The organism is Pseudidiomarina halophila (genome assembly GCF_003987215.1).
In the GTDB taxonomy this organism is placed as follows: domain Bacteria; phylum Pseudomonadota; class Gammaproteobacteria; order Enterobacterales; family Alteromonadaceae; genus Pseudidiomarina; species Pseudidiomarina halophila.
Window position 1 is genome coordinate 1,179,239 of sequence record NZ_PIPW01000001.1, and the last position, 18,380, is coordinate 1,197,618.

Sequence of the window (18,380 nt, forward strand, 5' to 3'; positions counted from 1 at the left end):
CTTAGCGCAACACGTGTAAGAAGTGCATGTGCTTGTGATAGTGGTCAATCACATCGCCAATGACCGCATCACGCGACCAACCCAGGATGTCATAGTCCTGGCCACCCTCACGTAAGTGCACTTCAGCACGATAATATTTCTTCTCTTCCGAAATATCCGTTGGATCGTCTTCGGCATGAATGAATGCCGGTTGCACATGGCTTTGTAAATGAACCTGGTAAACGAAGTCGATCTCGTCACCATGGATCACCCGGTAAATCAGTTGGTTGCCGTTGTCTGCGCTGATTTCGACAGTTAAGCCGCTTTCCCGCATTTCGCCGGCAACCTCTTCAAAGGCTGGTTTAACGACCTTCTCAATAAAACGTTGGCCGACCTGCAAGCTGGGGAAGTCAATTATATTATGCAAGCGTTCGCGCCAGTTCTTATTACTAACAGCTGAGCCAGTCAGATAGTTGTTCTGCAGTGCGTCTTTCTTGTGCACATCAACCCGTAGCGCTTTCACCAGACCATAAGTGGCAATCATCAGAATTATCGTAAAGGGTAAAGCACTGGCGATGGTCATGGTTTGTAGCGCACCTAACCCTCCGGCAAGTAACAATACGATAGCAACAATACCTTCGCCACTGGCCCAGAAAATACGTTGCCATACGGGCGTATCATCGCGCCCATTAGAACACAGCATATCAACGACCATTGAACCGGAATCCGATGACGTCACGAAGAACACGATAACCATTACTGTCGCTAAGCCCGATAAGAAGGTACTAAAGGGGAATCCTTCCAGGAACGCGAACAGTGCTACCGAGACATCGTTTTGTACCATTTCGGCTAACTCTGTTGCCCCCTCATTAAGAATCATATCGATAGCGGAGTTACCAAAGAAGGTCATCCACATCAGGGTGAAACCGGCTGGCACTAACAGTACGCCAGAAACAAACTGGCGAATGGTACGGCCGCGTGAAACCCGGGCGATGAATAGTCCTACAAAAGGTGCCCAGCTTAACCACCAACCCCAATAGAAAACCGTCCAACCACCGATCCAGTCGGTTTTTTCATAAGCGAATAAGTTAAAGGTATTACTGACAATTTCAGATATATAAGAACCGGTATTTTGGACAAATGCCTGCAATAAAAATACTGTTGGGCCAGCAATAAGAACAAACAATAACAACAGCACTGCCAGGCCCATGTTCAGTTCGGATAAACGACGGATGCCTTTATCCAGACCTGTGGTAACGGAAATGATTGCCAGTAATGTCACGCCGATAATCAGCATGACCTGTACCATGGTGGATACCGGGATACCAAACAGATATCCGAGACCGGAGTTAATTTGTGCGACACCATAGCCGAGCGAGGTGGCGACACCAAAGACCGTACCTATTACGGCAAATACGTCCACCACGTGCCCTATAGGGCCGTAGATGCGGTTCCCAATCATTGGGTACAAAGCAGAACGCAGGGTAAGAGGTAAACCATGGCGATAAGCGAAAAACGCCAGAATCAGTGCAACGATGGCATAAATTGCCCATGCGTGGAGGCCCCAGTGGAAGAAAGTTATCTTCATGGCCTCACGGGCGGCTTCATTGGTACCTGCTTCAGCCACCGGCGGCGATAAAAAGTGCATGACCGGCTCAGCAACACCAAAGAACATCAGACCGATACCCATACCAGCTGAAAACAGCATTGAGAACCAGGTCAGATTGGAGTAGTCCGGTGCCGAATGATCAGGGCCCAGTTTTATGGTGCCGTAACGCGAGAAGCCGAGAAAGACGACGGTTAGCAGAATAATTGCAACGGCCATCACGTAAAACCAACTCATGTTGGTGATAATCGCGGCTTGGACAGAGGCCAGACCGCTATCGGCGGTTTCGGGAAAAATAGTGGTAAAAAGAAGAATGATAAAGATTAGACCAGCCGCACTGTAAAAAACGGGTGGATTCAGACGTGCTTTATCGGAAGATTCCATGCGTCTTACTCCTCGTGGTTTTTTTATTTCCATTCATTATAGAAACTTATGCGTAAGAAGCGAATTTAGATCAAAAAAAAGGCCCCCACGAAGGAAGCCTTTTTATTCACAACTTGTTATCTACTAATTAGATAACTTCTGCGCGCTCTACAATTTCAACAAGTGCCCAAGACTTAGTCTTAGATACTGGACGAGTTTCGCGAATAATCACGGTATCGCCAGTTTTGCACGAGTTGTCTTCGTCGTGTGCGTGTAATTTAGTAGTACGAGAAATGTACTTACCGTATACAGGGTGTTTAACCCGACGCTCAATAGCAACAGTGATAGACTTGTCCATCTTATCGCTAATTACACGACCTTGCAGAGTACGAACACGTTTTTCTTCAGCCATTACGCACCTGCCTTCTGATTCAGAATTGTTTTCACACGTGCAATATCACGACGCACTTGCTTCAACATGTGAGTTTGATTCAGCTGACCAGTCGCTGCTTGCATGCGCAGATTAAACTGCTCACGACGCAAACCCAGCAATTCTTCTTGCAGCTGCTCAACGGTTTTATCTTTAAGTTCGTTCGCTTTCATTACATCACCGTCCGAGATACAAAGATGGTTTTGAATGGCAGCTTACGTGCCGCAAGAGTAAACGCTTCACGCGCCAGCTCTTCCGAGACACCGTCGATTTCATACAGGACACGACCTGGCTGAATTTGAGCTACCCAGTATTCCACGTTACCTTTACCTTTACCCATCCGCACTTCAAGAGGCTTTTGAGTAATTGGCTTATCAGGGAATACGCGGATCCAAATTTTACCCTGACGTTTAACGTGACGCGTCATGGCACGACGAGCCGCTTCGATTTGACGCGCAGTCATACGACCACGGTCAACAGCTTTCAATCCGAAAGTACCGAAGCTAACTTTGTTACCTGCTTGCGCCATACCACGGTTGCGGCCCTTATGGACCTTACGGAATTTAGTACGCTTTGGTTGTAACATTTAGTATCTCCTTACTTACGGCCTTTAGGGCGTTTGGCTGGAGCTTGTGGCTTTTCTTCGACTGGCATACCGCCCAGTACTTCACCACGGAAGACCCAAACTTTCACACCGATGATACCGTAAGTGGTATTTGCTTCAGCAGTTGCGTAATCGATATCTGCACGTAATGTGTGCAGCGGTACGCGACCTTCACGGTACCATTCAGTACGAGCAATTTCTGCTCCACCTAAACGACCGCTAACTTCCACTTTGATACCCTTGGCGCCAAGACGCATTGCGTTCTGTACGGCACGCTTCATAGCGCGACGGAACATAACACGACGTTCCAGCTGACCAGCAATGTTTTCCGCAACCAGTTGCGCGTCCAATTCAGGCTTACGCACTTCTGAGATGTTGATTTGAGCTGGCACGCCAGTCAATTTTGAAACTGCTTGACGCAGCTTCTCAACATCTTCACCTTTCTTACCGATGACCACGCCTGGGCGTGCAGTATGAATGGTGACACGGATGCTCTTCGCAGGACGCTCAATAACGATGCGAGAAACTGAAGCATTGCTCAGCTGCTTGCGCAACAATTGGCGAACCTGGTGATCACTGTGCAGGTTATCGGCAAAATCTTTTGTATTCGCGAACCAGGTTGCATTCCATGGTTTGGTGATACCTAGGCGAATACCATTAGGATGAACTTTCTGACCCATAACTTATCTCCTAGCTATCTGAAACAACCACAGTAATGTGGCTGGTACGCTTTAGGATACGATCAGCACGACCTTTCGCACGAGGCTTGATGCGTTTCATGGTAGGACCTTCGTCAACCATTACTTTTGCAACTTTAAGCTCGTCGATGTCGGCACCTTCGTTGTGTTCAGCATTCGCGATAGCTGATTCCAGCACCTTCTTCAACAGACCAGCTGCATCTTTAGGGCTGTAGTTCAGTACGTCCAGCGCTTTCGCAACTGGCAAACCGCGAATTTGGTCAGCAACCAACCGGCCTTTCTGCGGAGATAGGCGGGCGAACTTGTGAATAGCAATAGCTTCCATCTTGTGTCTCCCTTACCGTTTCTTCGCTTTCTTATCAGCAGCGTGGCCGCGATAAGTACGGGTTGGTGCAAATTCACCAAGCTTGTGACCAATCATTTCGTCAGAAACGAAAACTGGCACGTGCTGGCGACCGTTATGAACAGCAATAGTAAGGCCGATCATATCAGGGATAATCATTGAACGACGGGACCAAGTTTTAATTGGCTTCTTGTCCCCGGCTTCCAACGCTTTCTCCACCTTATTTAGCAGGTGAAGGTCAATAAATGGACCTTTTTTAAGAGAACGTGGCATGTTTAATCCTCAACTCTTATTTGTTGCGACGACGTACGATGAATTTATCAGTACGTTTGTTCTTACGGGTCTTATAACCCTTAGTCGGTGTACCCCATGGGCTCACCGGATGACGACCACCTGAAGTACGACCTTCACCACCACCATGTGGGTGATCAACTGGGTTCATCGCCACACCGCGGACGGTAGGACGAACACCACGCCAGCGCGTTGCACCAGCTTTACCCAATTGACGCAGCATGTGCTCTGCGTTGCCGACTTCACCGATGGTTGCACGACAATCCGACTGAATCCGGCGTACTTCGCCAGAACGCAGACGTAAAGTTACGTAACCGCCATCGCGAGCCAAAACCTGAACATAAGCACCAGCTGAACGCGCCAGCTGAGCACCTTTACCAGGCTTCATTTCGATTGCGTGAACAACAGAACCTACTGGAATATTCCGTAAAGGTAATGCGTTACCCGCTTTAATCGGTGCATCTGATCCAGACTTAACCTGGTCACCAGCTTTCAAGCCCTTAGGAGCAAGAATGTAGCGACGTTCGCCGTCTGCATACAGAACCAATGCGATATTTGCTGAACGGTTTGGATCATATTCCAAACGCTCAACTTTCGCAGGGATACCATCTTTGTCGCGTTTAAAGTCAACCAAACGGTAGTGATGCTTATGACCACCGCCGATGTGACGAACTGTAATACGACCGTTATTGTTACGACCACCTTTCTTGCTGTTTTTATCCAGCAAAGGCGCGTAAGGCTTGCCTTTATACAGGTCTTCGTTAACCACTTTAACTACGTGGCGACGACCTGGAGACGTAGGCTTACACTTAACTAATGCCATGTGAATTCCTCCTATTACTCAGCGCCGCCGACGAAGTCGATGTCAGCACCTTCTTTAAGGGTGACATACGCTTTTTTCCAGTCACTACGCTTACCGAAGCGCATGCCTGAGCGTTTGGTTTTGCCTTTCACGTTGACAGTACGAACGCGTTCAACTTCAACCTCGAACAGTTTTTCAACTGCAGCTTTGATTTCAGATTTGTTCGCATCGGTAGCAACCTTGAAAACAACGGTGTTGCTGGTTTCAGCTGCAACAGTTGATTTCTCAGAAACGTGAGGAGCAAGAATCACTTTAAGTAAACGTTCTTCACGCATCATGATAATACCTCCTCAAGTTGCTTCACCGCGTCCGCAGTCATCAGAACTTTTTCGAAAGCAATCAGGCTAACCGGATCAACGCCCTGAACATCACGTGCGTCAACCTTGTGCAGGTTGCGTGACGCTAAGAACAAGTTTTCATCAAGTTCTTTAGTCACGATTAACACGTCGTTCAAGCCCATTTCTTTCAGCTTAGCGGACAATTGCTTAGTCTTTGGTGCTTCAACACCAAAGCTCTCTACCACGACTAAACGATCCTGACGAACCAGTTCAGACAAGATGCTTTTCATCGCACCGCGGTACATTTTCTTGTTTACTTTCTGTGCGTGGTTTTGTGGTTTCGCTGCGAAAGTTACACCACCACTACGCCAGATTGGGCTGCTAGCAGTACCCGCACGGGCACGACCAGTTCCCTTTTGACGCCACGGCTTTTTGCCGCCGCCAGAAACTTCAGCGCGTGTCTTCTGTGCTTTAGAGCCCTGACGAGCACCAGCAGCATAAGCAACGACGACCTGATGAATCAGAGCTTCATTGAACTCACGTCCAAAGGTAGCTTCGGAAACCTCAAGAGCGCCTTTTGCGTCTTTAAATGTTAATTCCATCACCATTCTCCTCAGACGTTACGCCTTTGCCTTGACTGCTGGCTTGATGATTACATCACCACCAGTAGCACCAGGGACAGCGCCGCGAATTAGCAACAAACCACGCTCAGCGTCTACACGTACAACATCAAGCGTTTGTACGGTAATTTGTTTGTTACCCATTTGGCCTGCCATTTTCTTGCCTTTGAATACCCGACCAGGAGACTGGTTTTGTCCGATAGAACCCGGTGCACGATGTGACAACGAGTTACCATGGGTAGCGTCCTGGGTACGGAAATTCCAGCGCTTAACAGCACCTTGGAAACCTTTACCTTTAGAGATGCCGGTAACGTCTACTTTTTTGGTGTCCGCGAATAATTCTACGGTAATTTCAGAACCTACTGCGAAATCATCACCTTCGCCGTCTTCCAGGCGGAATTCCCAGAGACCACGACCTGCTTCAACACCCGCTTTCGCGAAGTGACCAGCAGCTGGTTTGTTTACGCGGTTCGCTTTTTTGTCACCTGTTGTAACTTGAAGCGCACGATAGCCGTCCGTTTCCTCAGTTTTAACCTGAGTCACACGGTTTGCAGTCACTTCAATCACAGTAACAGGTACAGAAGCGCCGTCTTCTTGGAAGACACGTGTCATTCCTACTTTACGACCGACTAGACCAATAGCCATTGTTAAAACCTCTCGTGTGTAATCCTATTACTGCCCGCTTAACCCAGGCTGATTTGAACATCAACGCCAGCTGCAAGGTCAAGACGCATCAGCGCATCAACAGTCTTGTCAGTTGGGTCCATGATATCAATCAGACGCTTGTGGGTACGGATCTCGTACTGGTCACGCGCATCTTTGTTCACGTGTGGTGAAATCAACACGGTGAAACGTTCTTTGCGCGTAGGCAGAGGGATTGGACCACGTACCTGAGCACCAGTGCGTTTTGCAGTTTCGACGATCTCTGCAGTCGACTGGTCTATCAGACGGTGATCGAACGCTTTCAGTCGAATCCGAATTCTTTGATTAGCCATAAAAAATCAAAGCCTCAAATAATAAAGAGCATTTAAAAAAAGAGCACAGAAAAAAACCTACACCCTGGCAGCATACCGGGAGAGGTATTTTCAACGAAATATCCATTCAATCCCCTATCGGGATTGCTGTGGCAACCAACTACCGGTTGAATTCTTTTCCCTTCAGGGAATAAATAGTCCCCATAGGGATCATCAACCGTGGCGGCGAATTATACAGACAAAACATAGAAAAGCAAGAGCGTTACTCGTTATTCGTACGTTCGCTTCGCTCACTGTTCGTTAATCGTTAAACAAAAAACTCTCCGCTCAGTATCAACTGAAACGGAGAGGTGGTTTTGATTATTGTTTTGTTGTTGTCGTTGCGCGTTTTTCACGAATAACGAGTAACGAATAACGAATAACGCTCTTGAATATATTAATGGTTGGCGGCGTAGGCTTCTACTTCGCGCCAGACGCGCAGAATATTCTCATTCAGAATCATTTTAATCTCGGCATCTGAATAACCGCGGTCCATCAGGCCCTGAACCAGGTTAGGATAGCTAGATACGTCTTTTAAACCCACTGGCAGCGAGTCACCCACGCCATCATAATCTGAACCTATACCAACATGCTCGATACCCACCAGATCAACGACATAGTCAATGTGGTTAAGTACTTGTTCCAGGGTCGCATAGGGGAACGGGTTGTCAGCACGCAATTCGGCAATACGTTGTTGGGCTGTTTCGCTCTCTTCACCGAACTCTTCGTTTACCTGGTCTACCTGCTGATTCAGCATGTCGCGCCAGCGGTTGGCTGCCTGGGTTACAAAGCTGGAACCAAAGTTGATCATAATCACACCACCGTTTTCAGCCAGGGCTTTGATCATCTCATCGCTCATGTTGCGTTCAAAACCAGGTGTATAACTGCGTAATGATGAATGCGAGGCGATCACCGGTGCTTTACTGATCTCAATGGTTTGCCAGAAAGCGTCGTCAGAAACGTGAGAGATATCCACCATCATGCCGATATTATTCATCTCCACCACCAGCTCTTTACCAAATGGGCTTAAACCATCCCACTGGCGCCGGATATCGTAGGACGAATCAGCGATATGATTTGATAATGAATGGGACAGGGTAATATAGCGGATACCACGGTCGTAGAATTCTTTAAGATTGGCCATATCGCCTTCTATCGGCGAGCCATTTTCCATACCCAGGGCCAGCGAAATCAAGCCCTCTTCGTACTGTTGCATAACGTCGGCGACATTATAGGCCATCGCGAATTTTTCTGGTGCACGCCAGGCCAGCGCTTCCATACTATCGATCAGCTGATGGGCAAGTTGCTTACTTGCGCCCGGGGTTTGCTCCAGTTGCGCAGGAATATAAATCGACATAAACGGCACGTTCAGGCCGCCGGCAACCGCACGCGGGTAATCAAAGTCACCACCTTCGGTCGCTTTGCTGACATCGTCCCAGTGATTGTTCAAGCGGTACGGCACATCAATATGGGTATCGATGATTAGGTTTTCCTGGGCCAGTTGTATTGCTCGTTCACTGGCGCTGTATTGCTTTTCATTGTTTACTGGCGCTGCCAACGCAGTTGAAACCGCCATCGCTGTTGTCAGAACTGTAGTCAGACTTAGGGTGCTGACCTTACCGAACCATGCGTATTTGTTCACTGCACATTCCTCTGTAATTCAAAATTACGTTTTTATTGTGTTTTATAGTGAACAGCAGACTAGCACAACTATTTAACTAAAATCACCCTGTCTTGATCCCGTTAAGCGCATGGTTCGTGGCAACGACCGCAGCTGCAGCTAAGATGCTGGCGACCGGGGCAAAGGTCAAAATAATCAGCCAAGTGGTTATTGAAGCAAACATTATGATTACTCCGGCTGAACCCGTTTCGAACTCTCATTGATGTCATTTTGCGAAGCTTCAACTGACGCATAGACCACCACACGATAAGGGATTTCTTTGCGCATCTCGGCCAGATTATGGATACTTGAGCGCTTGGTCTGTAGCGTAAGCTGCTGCTTCACGATCTGAGTTTGCGCCGCCAATGACTGGCTTATCGCTTCATGCAACGTGGGTTGCTTGGCCAACGCTGGTGCAGCGAAAATTGACGAAACAATGGCCAGACTTAAAACTAACTTTTTCATTTTGTTCTCCTAGCTTTGGTGTTGAATACTCACCGTCGTCACAACGGTATGAGTTAAGTCGCTAGAAGTAATACAAAGGTTGTGCCAACTTTGTAAGTGTTAACGCATCACGTTGTTTTACAAAGTTTTTATTTTTATTTTGAAGCTAGTTAAAGAAGTGCTGACTGGATTTCACTACGTGTTTTCGACTATTTTTTGGTCAAAATCCTCACGCGCAGTGAGCACCAATGCCAAGCCTTCCCGTAGCAACTGTTCAGCTGACTCTGCAGCGGGACCTTGTTGGCTCAACCATTGCCGCCAGCGCTTGGCACCCGGCTGTCCCTGAAACAGTCCCAGCATATGCCGGGCGACGTGCCAACAACGCCCACCCTGCTCTAGGTGAGCCTGCATGTACGGGATCATTTGCTCGACCGCAGCCGCCTGGAAAGTAAAGTCAGCGGCCTCATTGGCAGGATTGTGTTGCGGTGCCGTGAGGAGCTCATCAAAGCAACCCAGGAAGGCGGGATTCTGGTAAGCCTCGCGCCCGATCATCACGCCGTCAACATGTTCCAGGTGAGTAGCGATAGCGCTGGCACTGGTAATGCCACCATTAATCATCATATGCAACTGCGGGTAACGTTGCTTAGCTTGATACACTCGCTCGTACTGTAATGGTGGAATCTCACGATTTTGCTTCGGGCTTAAGCCCTGCAACCATGCCTTGCGAGCGTGCAGAGTAAGATGCTCAGACCCTGCTTCGCTGATGCTATCGATAAAGCGGTAAAGAAATTCATCGCTATCGAGCTCATCTATTCCGAGTCTGGTTTTTACCGAAATTCTTAATTCGGGCGCAGCCTGTCGCATCGCCTTTATGCATGCAGCAACGACCTCCGGATCCGCCATCAGACAAGCGCCGAAGCTACCATTTTTAACCCGATCGGAAGGGCAACCTACGTTAATATCTACCCCTGCATAACCACGTTCGTAGGCCCGTGCCGCACACTCAGCCATAGCACCGGGGTCACTACCACCAAGCTGTAGCACAACAGGTTGTTCTGCAGGATTAAATGCAAGGAAATCATACTTACCGTAGATTATGGCGCCCGTTGTCACCATTTCCGTGAAAAGCACGGTTTCACTGGTAAATAAACGATGAAAATACCGACAGTGGCGGTCGGTCCAGTCCAGCATCGGGGCTACGGCAAGTGTCGGAGCTATGAGTTTCTGGACCATGATAATCTCTGATAGTAAAGCGGAGGCCGTATTCTACGTTTTCGGCCTCGCTTTGCAAGTTTGACTTACCTGCCTGATGGCAGAGCTAGTGGTCGCGCGGCATTAGCGGAGGTGCTTTACGCGCTTGAGTTACCTGTTCAAAACCATACGCAGCTTCAATCAGGGTGGCTTCGCTATTTGCCCCAGCGAAGAAACTTAAGCCGACCGGTAAATGCTGAACAAAGCCCATAGGCACAGTGATGTGCGGGTAGCCGGCAACCGCAGCCGGTGAACTCGCTGAGCCAAGGTAATGATCACCATTGATCAAGTCGATCTTCCATGCTGGTGCTGTGGTTGGTGCAATCAACAGATCAAGCTTGTGCGCCTTCAGTGTTGCGTCGATACCATCTACGCCAGCAGCTTGTTTAGCGCGTTTGAGCGCCGCTTCATATTCTTCCTGTTGCGCTTCGCTACGGGCGTCCGCCATGGTGAACAGCTCTTGCCCAAAGAATGGCATAATACTGTCAGCTTGAGCTTCGTTGGCGGCAATCAGATCCGCCAGGCTGCGATAAGGAGATTGCGGATGCTGGGCAAAATACGCCGCCATGTCAGCTTTGAATTCGTGTAACAGCACGGTGAATTCGTCCTGACCCCAGCCACGACCATTCACGAATTCGATATCGTCTACGATAATGGCACCAGCGTTGCGCAGCGCCTCAAGTTGCGCGTCAAATACCGCATCAAGACCCGCATGATACCCCGTTAAGTCGCGCATAACGCCAATACGTTTGCCGCGTAAGCCATCGTCCTTCAAATGGGCTGTGAAATCTGTGTCAACTGCATAACCTGCGCTGTCCGCTGCATCTTTCCCCTGCATAGCTGCCAGCAGGTACACTGCGTCGCGCACCGAGCGCGCCATCGGCCCCGCGGTATCCTGACTGTGTGAAATTGGAATAATACCGCTGCGGCTGATTAACCCAATGGTTGGCTTAATAGTAACGATACCGGTAACCGCCGCCGGACAGACCAGCGAACCATCGGTCTCAGTTCCTACCGCCAAGGGTATAAAGTTAGCACTCACTGCTGCAGCTGACCCAGCACTAGATCCGCAGGTGCTGCGGGTGGTGTCGAACGGGTTCTTTGTTTGTCCACCGACACTACTCCAGCCAGAACTTGACGCGGTTGAACGAAAATTCGCCCATTCGCTTAAATTAGCCTTACCAATGATAATTGCACCAGCGTCCCGCAGGCGCTCAACCAAAAATGCATCCTGCGCCGGGAAGTGCTCTTTAAGTAACAATGAACCTGCGGTATTTGGCAGACCGTCGGCAGTGTCGATATTGTCTTTAAGCAGAACCGGGATCCCGTGCAACGGACCCCGCACCGTCCCGTTATCGCGTTCAGCGTCTAGATCACGGGCCAGCGCCAACGCTTGTTCCAGCGGTAACAACTGATTTACCGCGCGCAAGTCAGCGCCGCGCTGGTTGTGTTGGGCGATTTGTTGATAGTAGTGGCGCACAATAGCTTCGGCATTAAGCTGTCCGTCTGCCATTGCTGCCTGCAATTCATCGACTTGTACTTCCTGATAGTCAAATTGGTAGTCAAAATCAGTTGCCGCAATGGCCTGACTTTGCCAAAGTAATCCGGCACTGAATAAGGTGATGAGAAGGCGGCGCCAGCTGCGGCGCTTAGGTTGATTCCCGATGGTTGTCATTGTTGTTTTCCTGCTAAGAGTTAATCCATGGCATCAGTCTATCCCATCGCAGACGAGCGTGGTAAACTTTGCGATATGACGTCAAAAGAAACCGCTCGACTGGTCACTAAGGCCGAAAAATTATGCGAACAACGAGGTGCGCGGCTAACTCCTGCGCGCCGCGAAGTGTTTGAGATCCTCGCTGCCGAAACTGGTGCTGTCGGTGCTTACGATTTGTTAGATAAGCTCAGATCCGCAGTGCCAAATGCCAAGCCGCCGACCATTTATCGTGCGCTGGATTTTCTCCAGGAGCAGGGCTTCGTACACAAAATCACGTCATCTAACAGTTACGTTTTATGCAGCCATTTCGACCATCAGCATCCGGTACAAATGTTAATTTGCGAGCGCTGTGGTTCCGTGCAGGAGATTCAGTCGGAAGGCGTCTACGATGCGCTACGCAAACAAGCGGAAGATCAGGGCTTTCAGGTGATCAGTCAATCCATCGAAGCACACGGTGTGTGCCGCGACTGCGCTTAATACTCGGGTCCGTCAGGGATCTCGTGTTTAGCGAGATTATCGAAACGTGAGTATTGCCCCTGGAATTTTAGCTTGATGGTGCCAATTGGCCCATTCCGTTGCTTACCAAGAATAACCTCAGCAATTCCTTTCTCCTCACTATCCGGATGATAAACTTCATCACGATAGATGAACATAATCACGTCGGCGTCCTGCTCAATAGAGCCTGACTCACGCAGATCCGAATTGACCGGGCGGCGGTTTGAACGCTGTTCAAGTGAACGGTTTAGCTGCGACAAGGCTACCACAGGCACTTCCAGCTCCTTCGCCAGCGCTTTCAGGGAACGTGAAATCTCAGCAATTTCAAGGGTCCGGTTTTCAGACATGCCCGGTACCGTCATCAACTGCAGGTAATCCACCATGATGACGGATAAGCCACCATGTTCACGAAAAACGCGGCGCGCCCGTGAACGCACTTCAGTTGGCGTTAATCCTGAAGAGTCATCAATGTAGATATTATTGCGGTCTTTCAAAATTGAAATGGTTGATGCCACCCGGCTCCAGTCTTCTTCTTTTAACTGGCCATTACGAATACGCGTCTGGTCCACATGGCTTAATGACGCCATCATCCGCATCATGATTTGCTCGGAAGGCATCTCCAGACTAAACACCAGAACCGGTTTGTCCTCTTTCAGAGCAATATTTTCACAAAGGTTCATGGCGAAGGTGGTTTTACCCATTGATGGCCGCGCCGCCACAATAATCAAATCGGACGACTGCAGACCGGCGGTCATGCGATCTAAGTCAGTAAAGCCCGTTGAACGCCCGGTAACGCCATTTGGATTATTACTGCGACTGAGTTCATCAATACGATCGACAGTACGCTGCAGGATAGGCGCGATGGCCTGAGGCCCTTCACTCGCGGTTGTGCGTTTTTCGGCGATGTGGAAAACTTTACTTTCCGCCAGGTCCAATAATTCAGCACTGCCGCGATTCTGCGTATCAAAACACGACTCGGCAATTTCATTGGAGGCGGCAATCATTTCCCGCAGGATTGCCCGCTCGCGGACGATCTGCGCATAAGCTCTTATGTTTGCGGCACTAGGAGTGTTTTTTGCGATCTCACCCAGGTAAGCGAAACCACCTACATCTTTCAGTTCGCCTGCAGCCTCTAGCGTTTCAGAAACGGTAATCAGGTCAATCGGTTGATTTTGCTCCGATAACCGATGCATGGCGCGGAAAATAAGCCGGTGTCCGCGATGGTAAAAGTCATCGCTGATGATATCACCAGAAATCGCATCCCACGCCTGGTTGTCGAGCATTAAACCGCCTAATACCGATTGCTCTGCTTCAATCGAATGGGGGGGCGTTTTAATCGCAGCTAATTTAGCGTCGTTGCGTTGGTGCTTGTCCGGGCGGTTGCCTGCCATAGCTCTCTCAGGTGAATCGGAAGAATGGGTACGACTATACAAAAACCTGAGGACGGAGGGAAGCGGATCCGCACGGATCCGCTCCTTATTGGTTATTTTTTACGAATGATGATATCGCCACTCATGGTCGTGAGTTCAATGTTACCTGCGCCACTACCCACTTTGGTATTCAGATGGGCACCAACGCCCCACTTTGATTCCTCAGCTTGCGCGTTATTAAGCTTGTTAACGATATCGCCACCGCCGCTGACATTCGCCTCAAGGTTTGCATTCACGGCCCCGGCGAAAATCAGTTCTACATCGCCGCTGACCGAGTTTCCCTCAATCCGGCCATTATCTGCCAGGTTCAAGCTAGCTTGCACGTCGCCACTGACTGACTTTAAAACCAGCCGGGTAATCGTTTGCAAATTAAGATCGACATCCCCGGAGACACTTTCTGCAGAAATTTCACGTGCTGAGGTGGTCGCCTGCACATCACCGCTTGTTGAAGCATAGCTCGCTTTATCAGCTGCACCGTCGCGGTCGATGATATCGCCGCTGACTGATTTCAAAGCAATACCACCCGCTAAACCTCTACTGATCACGTCGCCGCTTACGGTCGAAAGTCTGATGTCACCAGTCAGGTTAGTCGCATCAATGTCGCCGCTCACGGTATTTACACGGATCTCACTGTTAAAGTCAGACAGGGCAAAGTCACTTGATACACCGCTCACGTGTAGCTCAGCAGTACGTGGCAGGTGCACGGTTAAATCACTCACGTCATTACCAGAAAAGTTTCCGCCATTTGGCATCTCAACCCGTATGGTCAAGTTGCTACCATCGAGCTCAAAGGTGAACCCCGTCGCATACTCATCAAGTTGTCCTTTGACTTCGGCGTAATTCGTGTCCGAGCCAATAATTTGGACTTCGCCACGCATGTTTTCGATATTCACCACGACATCAGCGGGAACTTCAAGTTGCTGGTCGACAGTTTCCTGCTGCGCCAGAGCACTGGTCGATAGCAAACTAAACCCCATCAACAAACTCGCACTGAGCACTAAATTTGTCATTGTCTTCATCATAAATTCCTCGTTAGTTAAACTTGTTGTAACGGTTCATTGACCTTGAACTGCGATTCCAGCAGTTCCAGCTCTTTGCTGTACAGCCATTGCAATAATTGCCACAGCTGCTGATTGTTAGGTTCTTGCACGAGTTGTGCACTCACCTCTTTAATACTTGCCTGAATTTGTCCCAGCTCCTGCTCGAGGTAACTACTTTGCCCATCCCAGCCCACGGTCTGATAGTGAATTAACAGCTGTTGCTTTTGTTGTTCATGTTGCTGATTGAGCATGGTCAACAGCAGCTCTGCCTGCGGCGTAGCAGTGCCCGAGTCAGGTTGCATGCTATTAAAAGTAATCAACCCCACCGCGAGTACCGTGCAGGCAGCGCTGGCCCAGACCCAGTTCAGCCATTTACCTGAGCGCTGGCTCCGCCGCGTGATACTGTGTTCAATACCCCGCCATAAATCCTCACGGGGTTGTGGCGCTTGTTTTCCTGCGGCGGCGTCCTGCACAAGCTGGTTTAACTTCTCATTCGCTGTGGTCATCGCTTAGCCACTCCTCTAACATTGTTCGAGCCCGATGCACCTGTGCTTTACTGGTGCCTACTGCAATTCCCATTTCCGCAGCAACATCTTCATGCCGCAGACCTTCAATACAATGTAAAACAAACGCCCAACGGGTCTGCTCTGGCAGTCGCCTGATTAATTGATCAAGTTCACTCAGATCGGCACTTTCCTGATATTCCAGCGTATCCGCGTACCCCGCCTCGCCCGTCAGCTGCATCCGCTGCCAGCGGTTTGCTTTACGTAGCTCGCTAATAGCAACCCGCGTAGCTACGGTGTGTAACCAGGTACTGAATTTACTCTCGCCGCGAAAACTGCTGAGGTTGTCCCACAATTTAATAAATACTTCCTGGGTCAAATCATGTGCCGCGTCCGTATCGCCAGCCAAGCGCCATACCAAACCATAAACCCGGCGATGATGACGCTCGAAAAGTTGCTGAAAAGCATGCATATTGCCTTTCGCGGCTTGCGCCACCAGGCCCTTATCAGGGTCATCGAATGCGCTATGACTGATCACTTGTGCGGTCACTTGTGGTCCTTATTCGTTTGCCGATACAGCTTACTTCGCGGTTCTTGTTAGATAGGTCGCAATGAATTAGATAAAAGTTTACATGGGTAGATAAAAAAGCAAAAAAAAACCGCATCCTGTCCAACAGGATGCGGTCTTCTGTATGTTGTTTGCTTTACTAAGTGTGCATATGCACCTTAGTCCGCAGCAACCACTTGCAATTTAACGCTAGCAAATACATCAGCGTGCAGGTGCAGCTCGATGTCGTACTCGCCAGTTTCACGCAATGTACCGTTTGGCAATAATACTTCGCTCTTCTGCACTTCAACACCGGCCGCTGTTACTGCGTCAGCGATGTCTTTAGTACCGATAGAGCCAAACAATTTACCTTCGTCACCAGCTTTAGAGCTGATCACGATTGGGTCAAGTGCGTTGATTTTCTCTGCACGTTTCTCTGCGGCAGCTAAATCAGCAGCGATTTTCGCTTCTAATTCAGCACGACGCTCTTCGAATACCTTGATGTTCGCTTGGGTTGCAGGAACTGCTTTACCTTGCGGGAACAAAAAGTTACGTGCATAACCAGACTTAACAGAAACCTGGTCACCCAAGCCACCTAAGTTGGCAATTTTGTCTAATAGAATAATTTCCATTGTTCGCTACCTCTGAGTTTCTGAGATCGTTCGCGATGCCGGCTTACTGATGTGAATCAGTATAAGGCAGCAACGACAAATAACGTGCACGCTTGATGGCACGCGCCAACTGACGCTGGTACTTCGCTGAAGTGCCAGTGATGCGGCTAGGAACGATTTTGCCACTCTCAGTAACGTAGTTTTTCAGAGTAGCGATATCTTTATAATCAATTTCTTTTACGCCTTCGGCCTTAAAGCGGCAGAATTTACGGCGACGGAAAAAACGAGCCATGATGGTCTCCTCAAATCTTCACAAGTTGCTGGGCATGCAGTACAAGTTTTCCAACTCCGTTTTTATCTTCAATACGATTCAAAAAACCAGTTACTTGCAATTGCGTCCCAACGGTCAATTCGTTTGCCCATTGCGCAGCTTCACTACCACTCAACACAACCAGAATTCTTACAAAACTGCGGCGTGTTAATCCAGCTTCCTGTTGCTCCGACTGATGGTCGAAGACAAAGCGTAAATGCTTTATACCCGCTGGACTGGTGGTTAACTTCGGCGGTTTGCTGACACTACCACCTAAATTCAGTTGATTGCTTAATTCCACAATGGTAGACGTCGCAAATCAGCTTACGCTGCTTCGCTGTCGTCTTGTTCTTCGTTGCGGCTATCACCTTTACGCTCTTCTTTCTTAGTCAAAGGAGAAGGTTCAGTGACGGCATCTTTCTTACGCATGATCATGTTGCGCAACACGGCGTCGTTATAACGGAAAGCTGTTTCAAGCTCTTCGATAACTTCGTTAGATGCTTCGATGTTCATCAATACGTAATGTGCTTTGTGCAACTTGTTGATTGGGTAAGCCAGTTGACGACGGCCCCAGTCTTCCAAACGATGGATGGTGCCGTTACCTTGTTTGATCGTGTCGCTATAACGCTCGATCATACCCGGTACTTGCTCGCTCTGGTCCGGATGGACCATGAATACGATTTCATAATGACGCATTTCTGCTCCTTATGGTTCATAGCTACTTGAGGCTCAGTCACACCTACAGCAGCAAGGAACGCTTTTGATAGTTTAATAAAACATTAGACTGATTTAAGCGGCGGGAGTGTAGCCGAAATAGCTTCAGATCACAAGCTTGCCTGATGGTTTTCTGCGTTTTCAATCAAATCAATCAGCACTTTTACAAATTGTTCGGGCAGCGCACCCACGGCATTTTTCGGACCCTGGATCTTAAAACGCTGCACCTGCGGCGCTGCTGAACCTGCTTCTTGTATTGGGGCGGTAAGCACACCATGAATCACGACCTGCTCGGCAATATCAACATTAATATCAAGTTGCCAGGCGTAAACTTCATCGTTTTCGACCAGCTGCCACTCATGGCGCTGCCCGATGCGTTGTTGCAAGTCGTAAAGCACATCGTCCCGCAAATCAGGTCCGCTGGCGGTAATGTAAGTGACGTGCAGTTGCGGTTTATTGGTTCGGTCACCTGGCAAAAAGTTTCCTGTGGGTAACCATGCCAGGGCCAGCAATACCATAACTAACAGCGACAGCACCACCGGGCGCATGCGCATTAACGGAACTTTGCCCATGC

General features: G+C 49.1%; 26 protein-coding genes. 1 reads left to right on the forward strand and 25 read right to left on the reverse strand.

Annotated elements, in window-relative coordinates:
- Position 1: 1 nt before the first annotated feature.
- From CWI69_RS05555 to CWI69_RS05630, 16 genes are all read right to left on the reverse strand, one after another.
- Positions 2 to 1,969, reverse strand: coding sequence for a BCCT family transporter (locus CWI69_RS05555; protein ID WP_126762617.1), 1,968 nt, complete (start codon positions 1,967 to 1,969; stop codon positions 2 to 4).
- Positions 1,970 to 2,096: 127 nt separating this feature from the next.
- A complete protein-coding gene (gene rpsQ, locus CWI69_RS05560; RefSeq protein ID WP_126762619.1) occupies positions 2,097 to 2,360 on the reverse strand; it encodes a 30S ribosomal protein S17 in 264 nt (87 codons plus the stop codon).
- Positions 2,360 to 2,551: a 50S ribosomal protein L29 gene (gene rpmC / locus CWI69_RS05565; RefSeq protein WP_126762620.1), complete on the reverse strand. Its 192-nt coding sequence runs from the start codon at positions 2,549 to 2,551 to the stop codon at positions 2,360 to 2,362. The genes rpsQ and rpmC overlap by 1 nt, the downstream gene beginning before the upstream one ends.
- A complete protein-coding gene (gene rplP, locus CWI69_RS05570) occupies positions 2,551 to 2,964 on the reverse strand; it encodes a 50S ribosomal protein L16 (protein ID WP_126762622.1) in 414 nt (137 codons plus the stop codon). Before rplP ends, rpmC begins: the two co-directional genes overlap by 1 nt.
- Before the next feature lie 11 nt (positions 2,965 to 2,975).
- Complete coding sequence (rpsC, locus tag CWI69_RS05575) at positions 2,976 to 3,662, reverse strand: 30S ribosomal protein S3 (protein ID WP_126762624.1); 687 nt, start codon at positions 3,660 to 3,662, stop codon at positions 2,976 to 2,978.
- Positions 3,663 to 3,672: 10 nt separating this feature from the next.
- Positions 3,673 to 4,005 (reverse strand): 50S ribosomal protein L22, encoded by a 333-nt coding sequence (rplV, locus tag CWI69_RS05580; RefSeq protein ID WP_126762626.1) that lies wholly within the window; start codon positions 4,003 to 4,005, stop codon positions 3,673 to 3,675.
- A 12-nt stretch (positions 4,006 to 4,017) separates the two neighbouring features.
- Positions 4,018 to 4,296 carry a 30S ribosomal protein S19 gene (gene rpsS, locus CWI69_RS05585; protein WP_026860408.1) on the reverse strand — a complete coding sequence of 93 codons (279 nt, stop codon included), beginning with the start codon at positions 4,294 to 4,296 and terminating at the stop codon, positions 4,018 to 4,020.
- Positions 4,297 to 4,312: 16 nt separating this feature from the next.
- Entirely contained in the window at positions 4,313 to 5,137 is an 825-nt protein-coding gene (gene rplB / locus CWI69_RS05590; RefSeq protein ID WP_126762628.1) for a 50S ribosomal protein L2, read from the reverse strand.
- Between the two features lie 14 nt (positions 5,138 to 5,151).
- Positions 5,152 to 5,454, reverse strand: a complete 303-nt coding sequence (rplW, locus tag CWI69_RS05595) for a 50S ribosomal protein L23 (RefSeq protein ID WP_126762629.1) — start codon at positions 5,452 to 5,454, stop codon at positions 5,152 to 5,154.
- Positions 5,451 to 6,056: a 50S ribosomal protein L4 gene (gene rplD / locus CWI69_RS05600; RefSeq protein WP_126762633.1), complete on the reverse strand. Its 606-nt coding sequence runs from the start codon at positions 6,054 to 6,056 to the stop codon at positions 5,451 to 5,453. The genes rplW and rplD overlap by 4 nt, the downstream gene beginning before the upstream one ends.
- A gap of 18 nt (positions 6,057 to 6,074) precedes the next feature.
- The gene (rplC, locus tag CWI69_RS05605; protein ID WP_126762635.1) at positions 6,075 to 6,719 is read right to left on the reverse strand and encodes a 50S ribosomal protein L3; all 645 of its coding nucleotides are present in this window, start codon (positions 6,717 to 6,719) and stop codon (positions 6,075 to 6,077) included.
- Between the two features lie 38 nt (positions 6,720 to 6,757).
- A complete protein-coding gene (gene rpsJ / locus CWI69_RS05610; protein WP_008488677.1) occupies positions 6,758 to 7,069 on the reverse strand; it encodes a 30S ribosomal protein S10 in 312 nt (103 codons plus the stop codon).
- A gap of 415 nt (positions 7,070 to 7,484) precedes the next feature.
- The gene (locus CWI69_RS05615) at positions 7,485 to 8,663 is read right to left on the reverse strand and encodes a dipeptidase (protein ID WP_126762868.1); all 1,179 of its coding nucleotides are present in this window, start codon (positions 8,661 to 8,663) and stop codon (positions 7,485 to 7,487) included.
- Between the two features lie 273 nt (positions 8,664 to 8,936).
- Positions 8,937 to 9,212, reverse strand: a complete 276-nt coding sequence (locus CWI69_RS05620; RefSeq protein WP_126762637.1) for a hypothetical protein — start codon at positions 9,210 to 9,212, stop codon at positions 8,937 to 8,939.
- A gap of 174 nt (positions 9,213 to 9,386) precedes the next feature.
- Complete coding sequence (gene dusA / locus CWI69_RS05625; RefSeq protein ID WP_126762639.1) at positions 9,387 to 10,424, reverse strand: tRNA dihydrouridine(20/20a) synthase DusA; 1,038 nt, start codon at positions 10,422 to 10,424, stop codon at positions 9,387 to 9,389.
- Between the two features lie 85 nt (positions 10,425 to 10,509).
- On the reverse strand, positions 10,510 to 12,117 hold the full coding sequence (locus tag CWI69_RS05630; protein WP_126762641.1) for an amidase: 1,608 nt from the start codon (positions 12,115 to 12,117) through the stop codon (positions 10,510 to 10,512).
- Positions 12,118 to 12,192: 75 nt separating this feature from the next.
- Here CWI69_RS05630 and zur point away from each other — a divergent pair, with 75 nt between their 5' ends.
- Positions 12,193 to 12,633, forward strand: a complete 441-nt coding sequence (gene zur / locus CWI69_RS05635; protein ID WP_126762870.1) for a zinc uptake transcriptional repressor Zur — start codon at positions 12,193 to 12,195, stop codon at positions 12,631 to 12,633.
- On the opposite strand, the gene dnaB is transcribed toward zur, so the two are convergent.
- The 9 genes from dnaB to CWI69_RS05680 all read right to left on the reverse strand — a co-directional run bounded on the left by dnaB (position 12,630) and on the right by CWI69_RS05680 (position 18,378).
- A complete protein-coding gene (gene dnaB, locus CWI69_RS05640) occupies positions 12,630 to 14,042 on the reverse strand; it encodes a replicative DNA helicase (RefSeq protein WP_126762643.1) in 1,413 nt (470 codons plus the stop codon). The genes zur and dnaB overlap by 4 nt on opposite strands.
- Positions 14,043 to 14,134: 92 nt before the next feature.
- Positions 14,135 to 15,103 (reverse strand): DUF4097 family beta strand repeat-containing protein, encoded by a 969-nt coding sequence (locus CWI69_RS05645; protein WP_126762645.1) that lies wholly within the window; start codon positions 15,101 to 15,103, stop codon positions 14,135 to 14,137.
- A 14-nt stretch (positions 15,104 to 15,117) separates the two neighbouring features.
- Positions 15,118 to 15,627 (reverse strand): hypothetical protein, encoded by a 510-nt coding sequence (locus tag CWI69_RS05650; protein ID WP_126762647.1) that lies wholly within the window; start codon positions 15,625 to 15,627, stop codon positions 15,118 to 15,120.
- Complete coding sequence (locus CWI69_RS05655) at positions 15,611 to 16,174, reverse strand: RNA polymerase sigma factor (protein ID WP_241971037.1); 564 nt, start codon at positions 16,172 to 16,174, stop codon at positions 15,611 to 15,613. The genes CWI69_RS05650 and CWI69_RS05655 overlap by 17 nt, the downstream gene beginning before the upstream one ends.
- A 176-nt stretch (positions 16,175 to 16,350) precedes the next feature.
- Complete coding sequence (gene rplI / locus CWI69_RS05660) at positions 16,351 to 16,803, reverse strand: 50S ribosomal protein L9 (protein ID WP_126762649.1); 453 nt, start codon at positions 16,801 to 16,803, stop codon at positions 16,351 to 16,353.
- 43 nt (positions 16,804 to 16,846) lie between these two features.
- Entirely contained in the window at positions 16,847 to 17,074 is a 228-nt protein-coding gene (rpsR, locus tag CWI69_RS05665) for a 30S ribosomal protein S18 (protein ID WP_126762651.1), read from the reverse strand.
- Positions 17,075 to 17,084: 10 nt separating this feature from the next.
- Positions 17,085 to 17,393: a primosomal replication protein N gene (gene priB / locus CWI69_RS05670; protein ID WP_126762653.1), complete on the reverse strand. Its 309-nt coding sequence runs from the start codon at positions 17,391 to 17,393 to the stop codon at positions 17,085 to 17,087.
- A gap of 23 nt (positions 17,394 to 17,416) precedes the next feature.
- Entirely contained in the window at positions 17,417 to 17,788 is a 372-nt protein-coding gene (rpsF, locus tag CWI69_RS05675; protein ID WP_126762654.1) for a 30S ribosomal protein S6, read from the reverse strand.
- Positions 17,789 to 17,916: 128 nt separating this feature from the next.
- Complete coding sequence (locus CWI69_RS05680) at positions 17,917 to 18,378, reverse strand: hypothetical protein (RefSeq protein WP_126762656.1); 462 nt, start codon at positions 18,376 to 18,378, stop codon at positions 17,917 to 17,919.
- Positions 18,379 to 18,380: the final 2 nt, after the last annotated feature.

Excerpts from the sequence above, each read along its gene's own strand:
- CWI69_RS05555 (WP_126762617.1), bottom strand. The coding sequence starts at position 1,969 with ATGGAATCTTCCGATAAAGCACGTCTGAATCCACCCGTTTTTTACAGT.
- rpsQ (WP_126762619.1), bottom strand. The coding sequence starts at position 2,360 with ATGGCTGAAGAAAAACGTGTTCGTACTCTGCAAGGTCGTGTAATTAGC.
- rpmC (WP_126762620.1), bottom strand. The coding sequence starts at position 2,551 with ATGAAAGCGAACGAACTTAAAGATAAAACCGTTGAGCAGCTGCAAGAA.
- rplP (WP_126762622.1), bottom strand. The coding sequence starts at position 2,964 with ATGTTACAACCAAAGCGTACTAAATTCCGTAAGGTCCATAAGGGCCGC.
- rpsC (WP_126762624.1), bottom strand. The coding sequence starts at position 3,662 with ATGGGTCAGAAAGTTCATCCTAATGGTATTCGCCTAGGTATCACCAAA.
- rplV (WP_126762626.1), bottom strand. The coding sequence starts at position 4,005 with ATGGAAGCTATTGCTATTCACAAGTTCGCCCGCCTATCTCCGCAGAAA.
- rpsS (WP_026860408.1), bottom strand. The coding sequence starts at position 4,296 with ATGCCACGTTCTCTTAAAAAAGGTCCATTTATTGACCTTCACCTGCTA.
- rplB (WP_126762628.1), bottom strand. The coding sequence starts at position 5,137 with ATGGCATTAGTTAAGTGTAAGCCTACGTCTCCAGGTCGTCGCCACGTA.
- rplW (WP_126762629.1), bottom strand. The coding sequence starts at position 5,454 with ATGATGCGTGAAGAACGTTTACTTAAAGTGATTCTTGCTCCTCACGTT.
- rplD (WP_126762633.1), bottom strand. The coding sequence starts at position 6,056 with ATGGAATTAACATTTAAAGACGCAAAAGGCGCTCTTGAGGTTTCCGAA.
- rplC (WP_126762635.1), bottom strand. The coding sequence starts at position 6,719 with ATGGCTATTGGTCTAGTCGGTCGTAAAGTAGGAATGACACGTGTCTTC.
- rpsJ (WP_008488677.1), bottom strand. The coding sequence starts at position 7,069 with ATGGCTAATCAAAGAATTCGGATTCGACTGAAAGCGTTCGATCACCGT.
- CWI69_RS05615 (WP_126762868.1), bottom strand. The coding sequence starts at position 8,663 with ATGGCGGTTTCAACTGCGTTGGCAGCGCCAGTAAACAATGAAAAGCAA.
- CWI69_RS05620 (WP_126762637.1), bottom strand. The coding sequence starts at position 9,212 with ATGAAAAAGTTAGTTTTAAGTCTGGCCATTGTTTCGTCAATTTTCGCT.
- dusA (WP_126762639.1), bottom strand. The coding sequence starts at position 10,424 with ATGGTCCAGAAACTCATAGCTCCGACACTTGCCGTAGCCCCGATGCTG.
- CWI69_RS05630 (WP_126762641.1), bottom strand. The coding sequence starts at position 12,117 with ATGACAACCATCGGGAATCAACCTAAGCGCCGCAGCTGGCGCCGCCTT.
- zur (WP_126762870.1), top strand. The coding sequence starts at position 12,193 with ATGACGTCAAAAGAAACCGCTCGACTGGTCACTAAGGCCGAAAAATTA.
- dnaB (WP_126762643.1), bottom strand. The coding sequence starts at position 14,042 with ATGGCAGGCAACCGCCCGGACAAGCACCAACGCAACGACGCTAAATTA.
- CWI69_RS05645 (WP_126762645.1), bottom strand. The coding sequence starts at position 15,103 with ATGATGAAGACAATGACAAATTTAGTGCTCAGTGCGAGTTTGTTGATG.
- CWI69_RS05650 (WP_126762647.1), bottom strand. The coding sequence starts at position 15,627 with ATGACCACAGCGAATGAGAAGTTAAACCAGCTTGTGCAGGACGCCGCC.
- rplI (WP_126762649.1), bottom strand. The coding sequence starts at position 16,803 with ATGGAAATTATTCTATTAGACAAAATTGCCAACTTAGGTGGCTTGGGT.
- rpsR (WP_126762651.1), bottom strand. The coding sequence starts at position 17,074 with ATGGCTCGTTTTTTCCGTCGCCGTAAATTCTGCCGCTTTAAGGCCGAA.
- rpsF (WP_126762654.1), bottom strand. The coding sequence starts at position 17,788 with ATGCGTCATTATGAAATCGTATTCATGGTCCATCCGGACCAGAGCGAG.
- CWI69_RS05680 (WP_126762656.1), bottom strand. The coding sequence starts at position 18,378 with ATGGGCAAAGTTCCGTTAATGCGCATGCGCCCGGTGGTGCTGTCGCTG.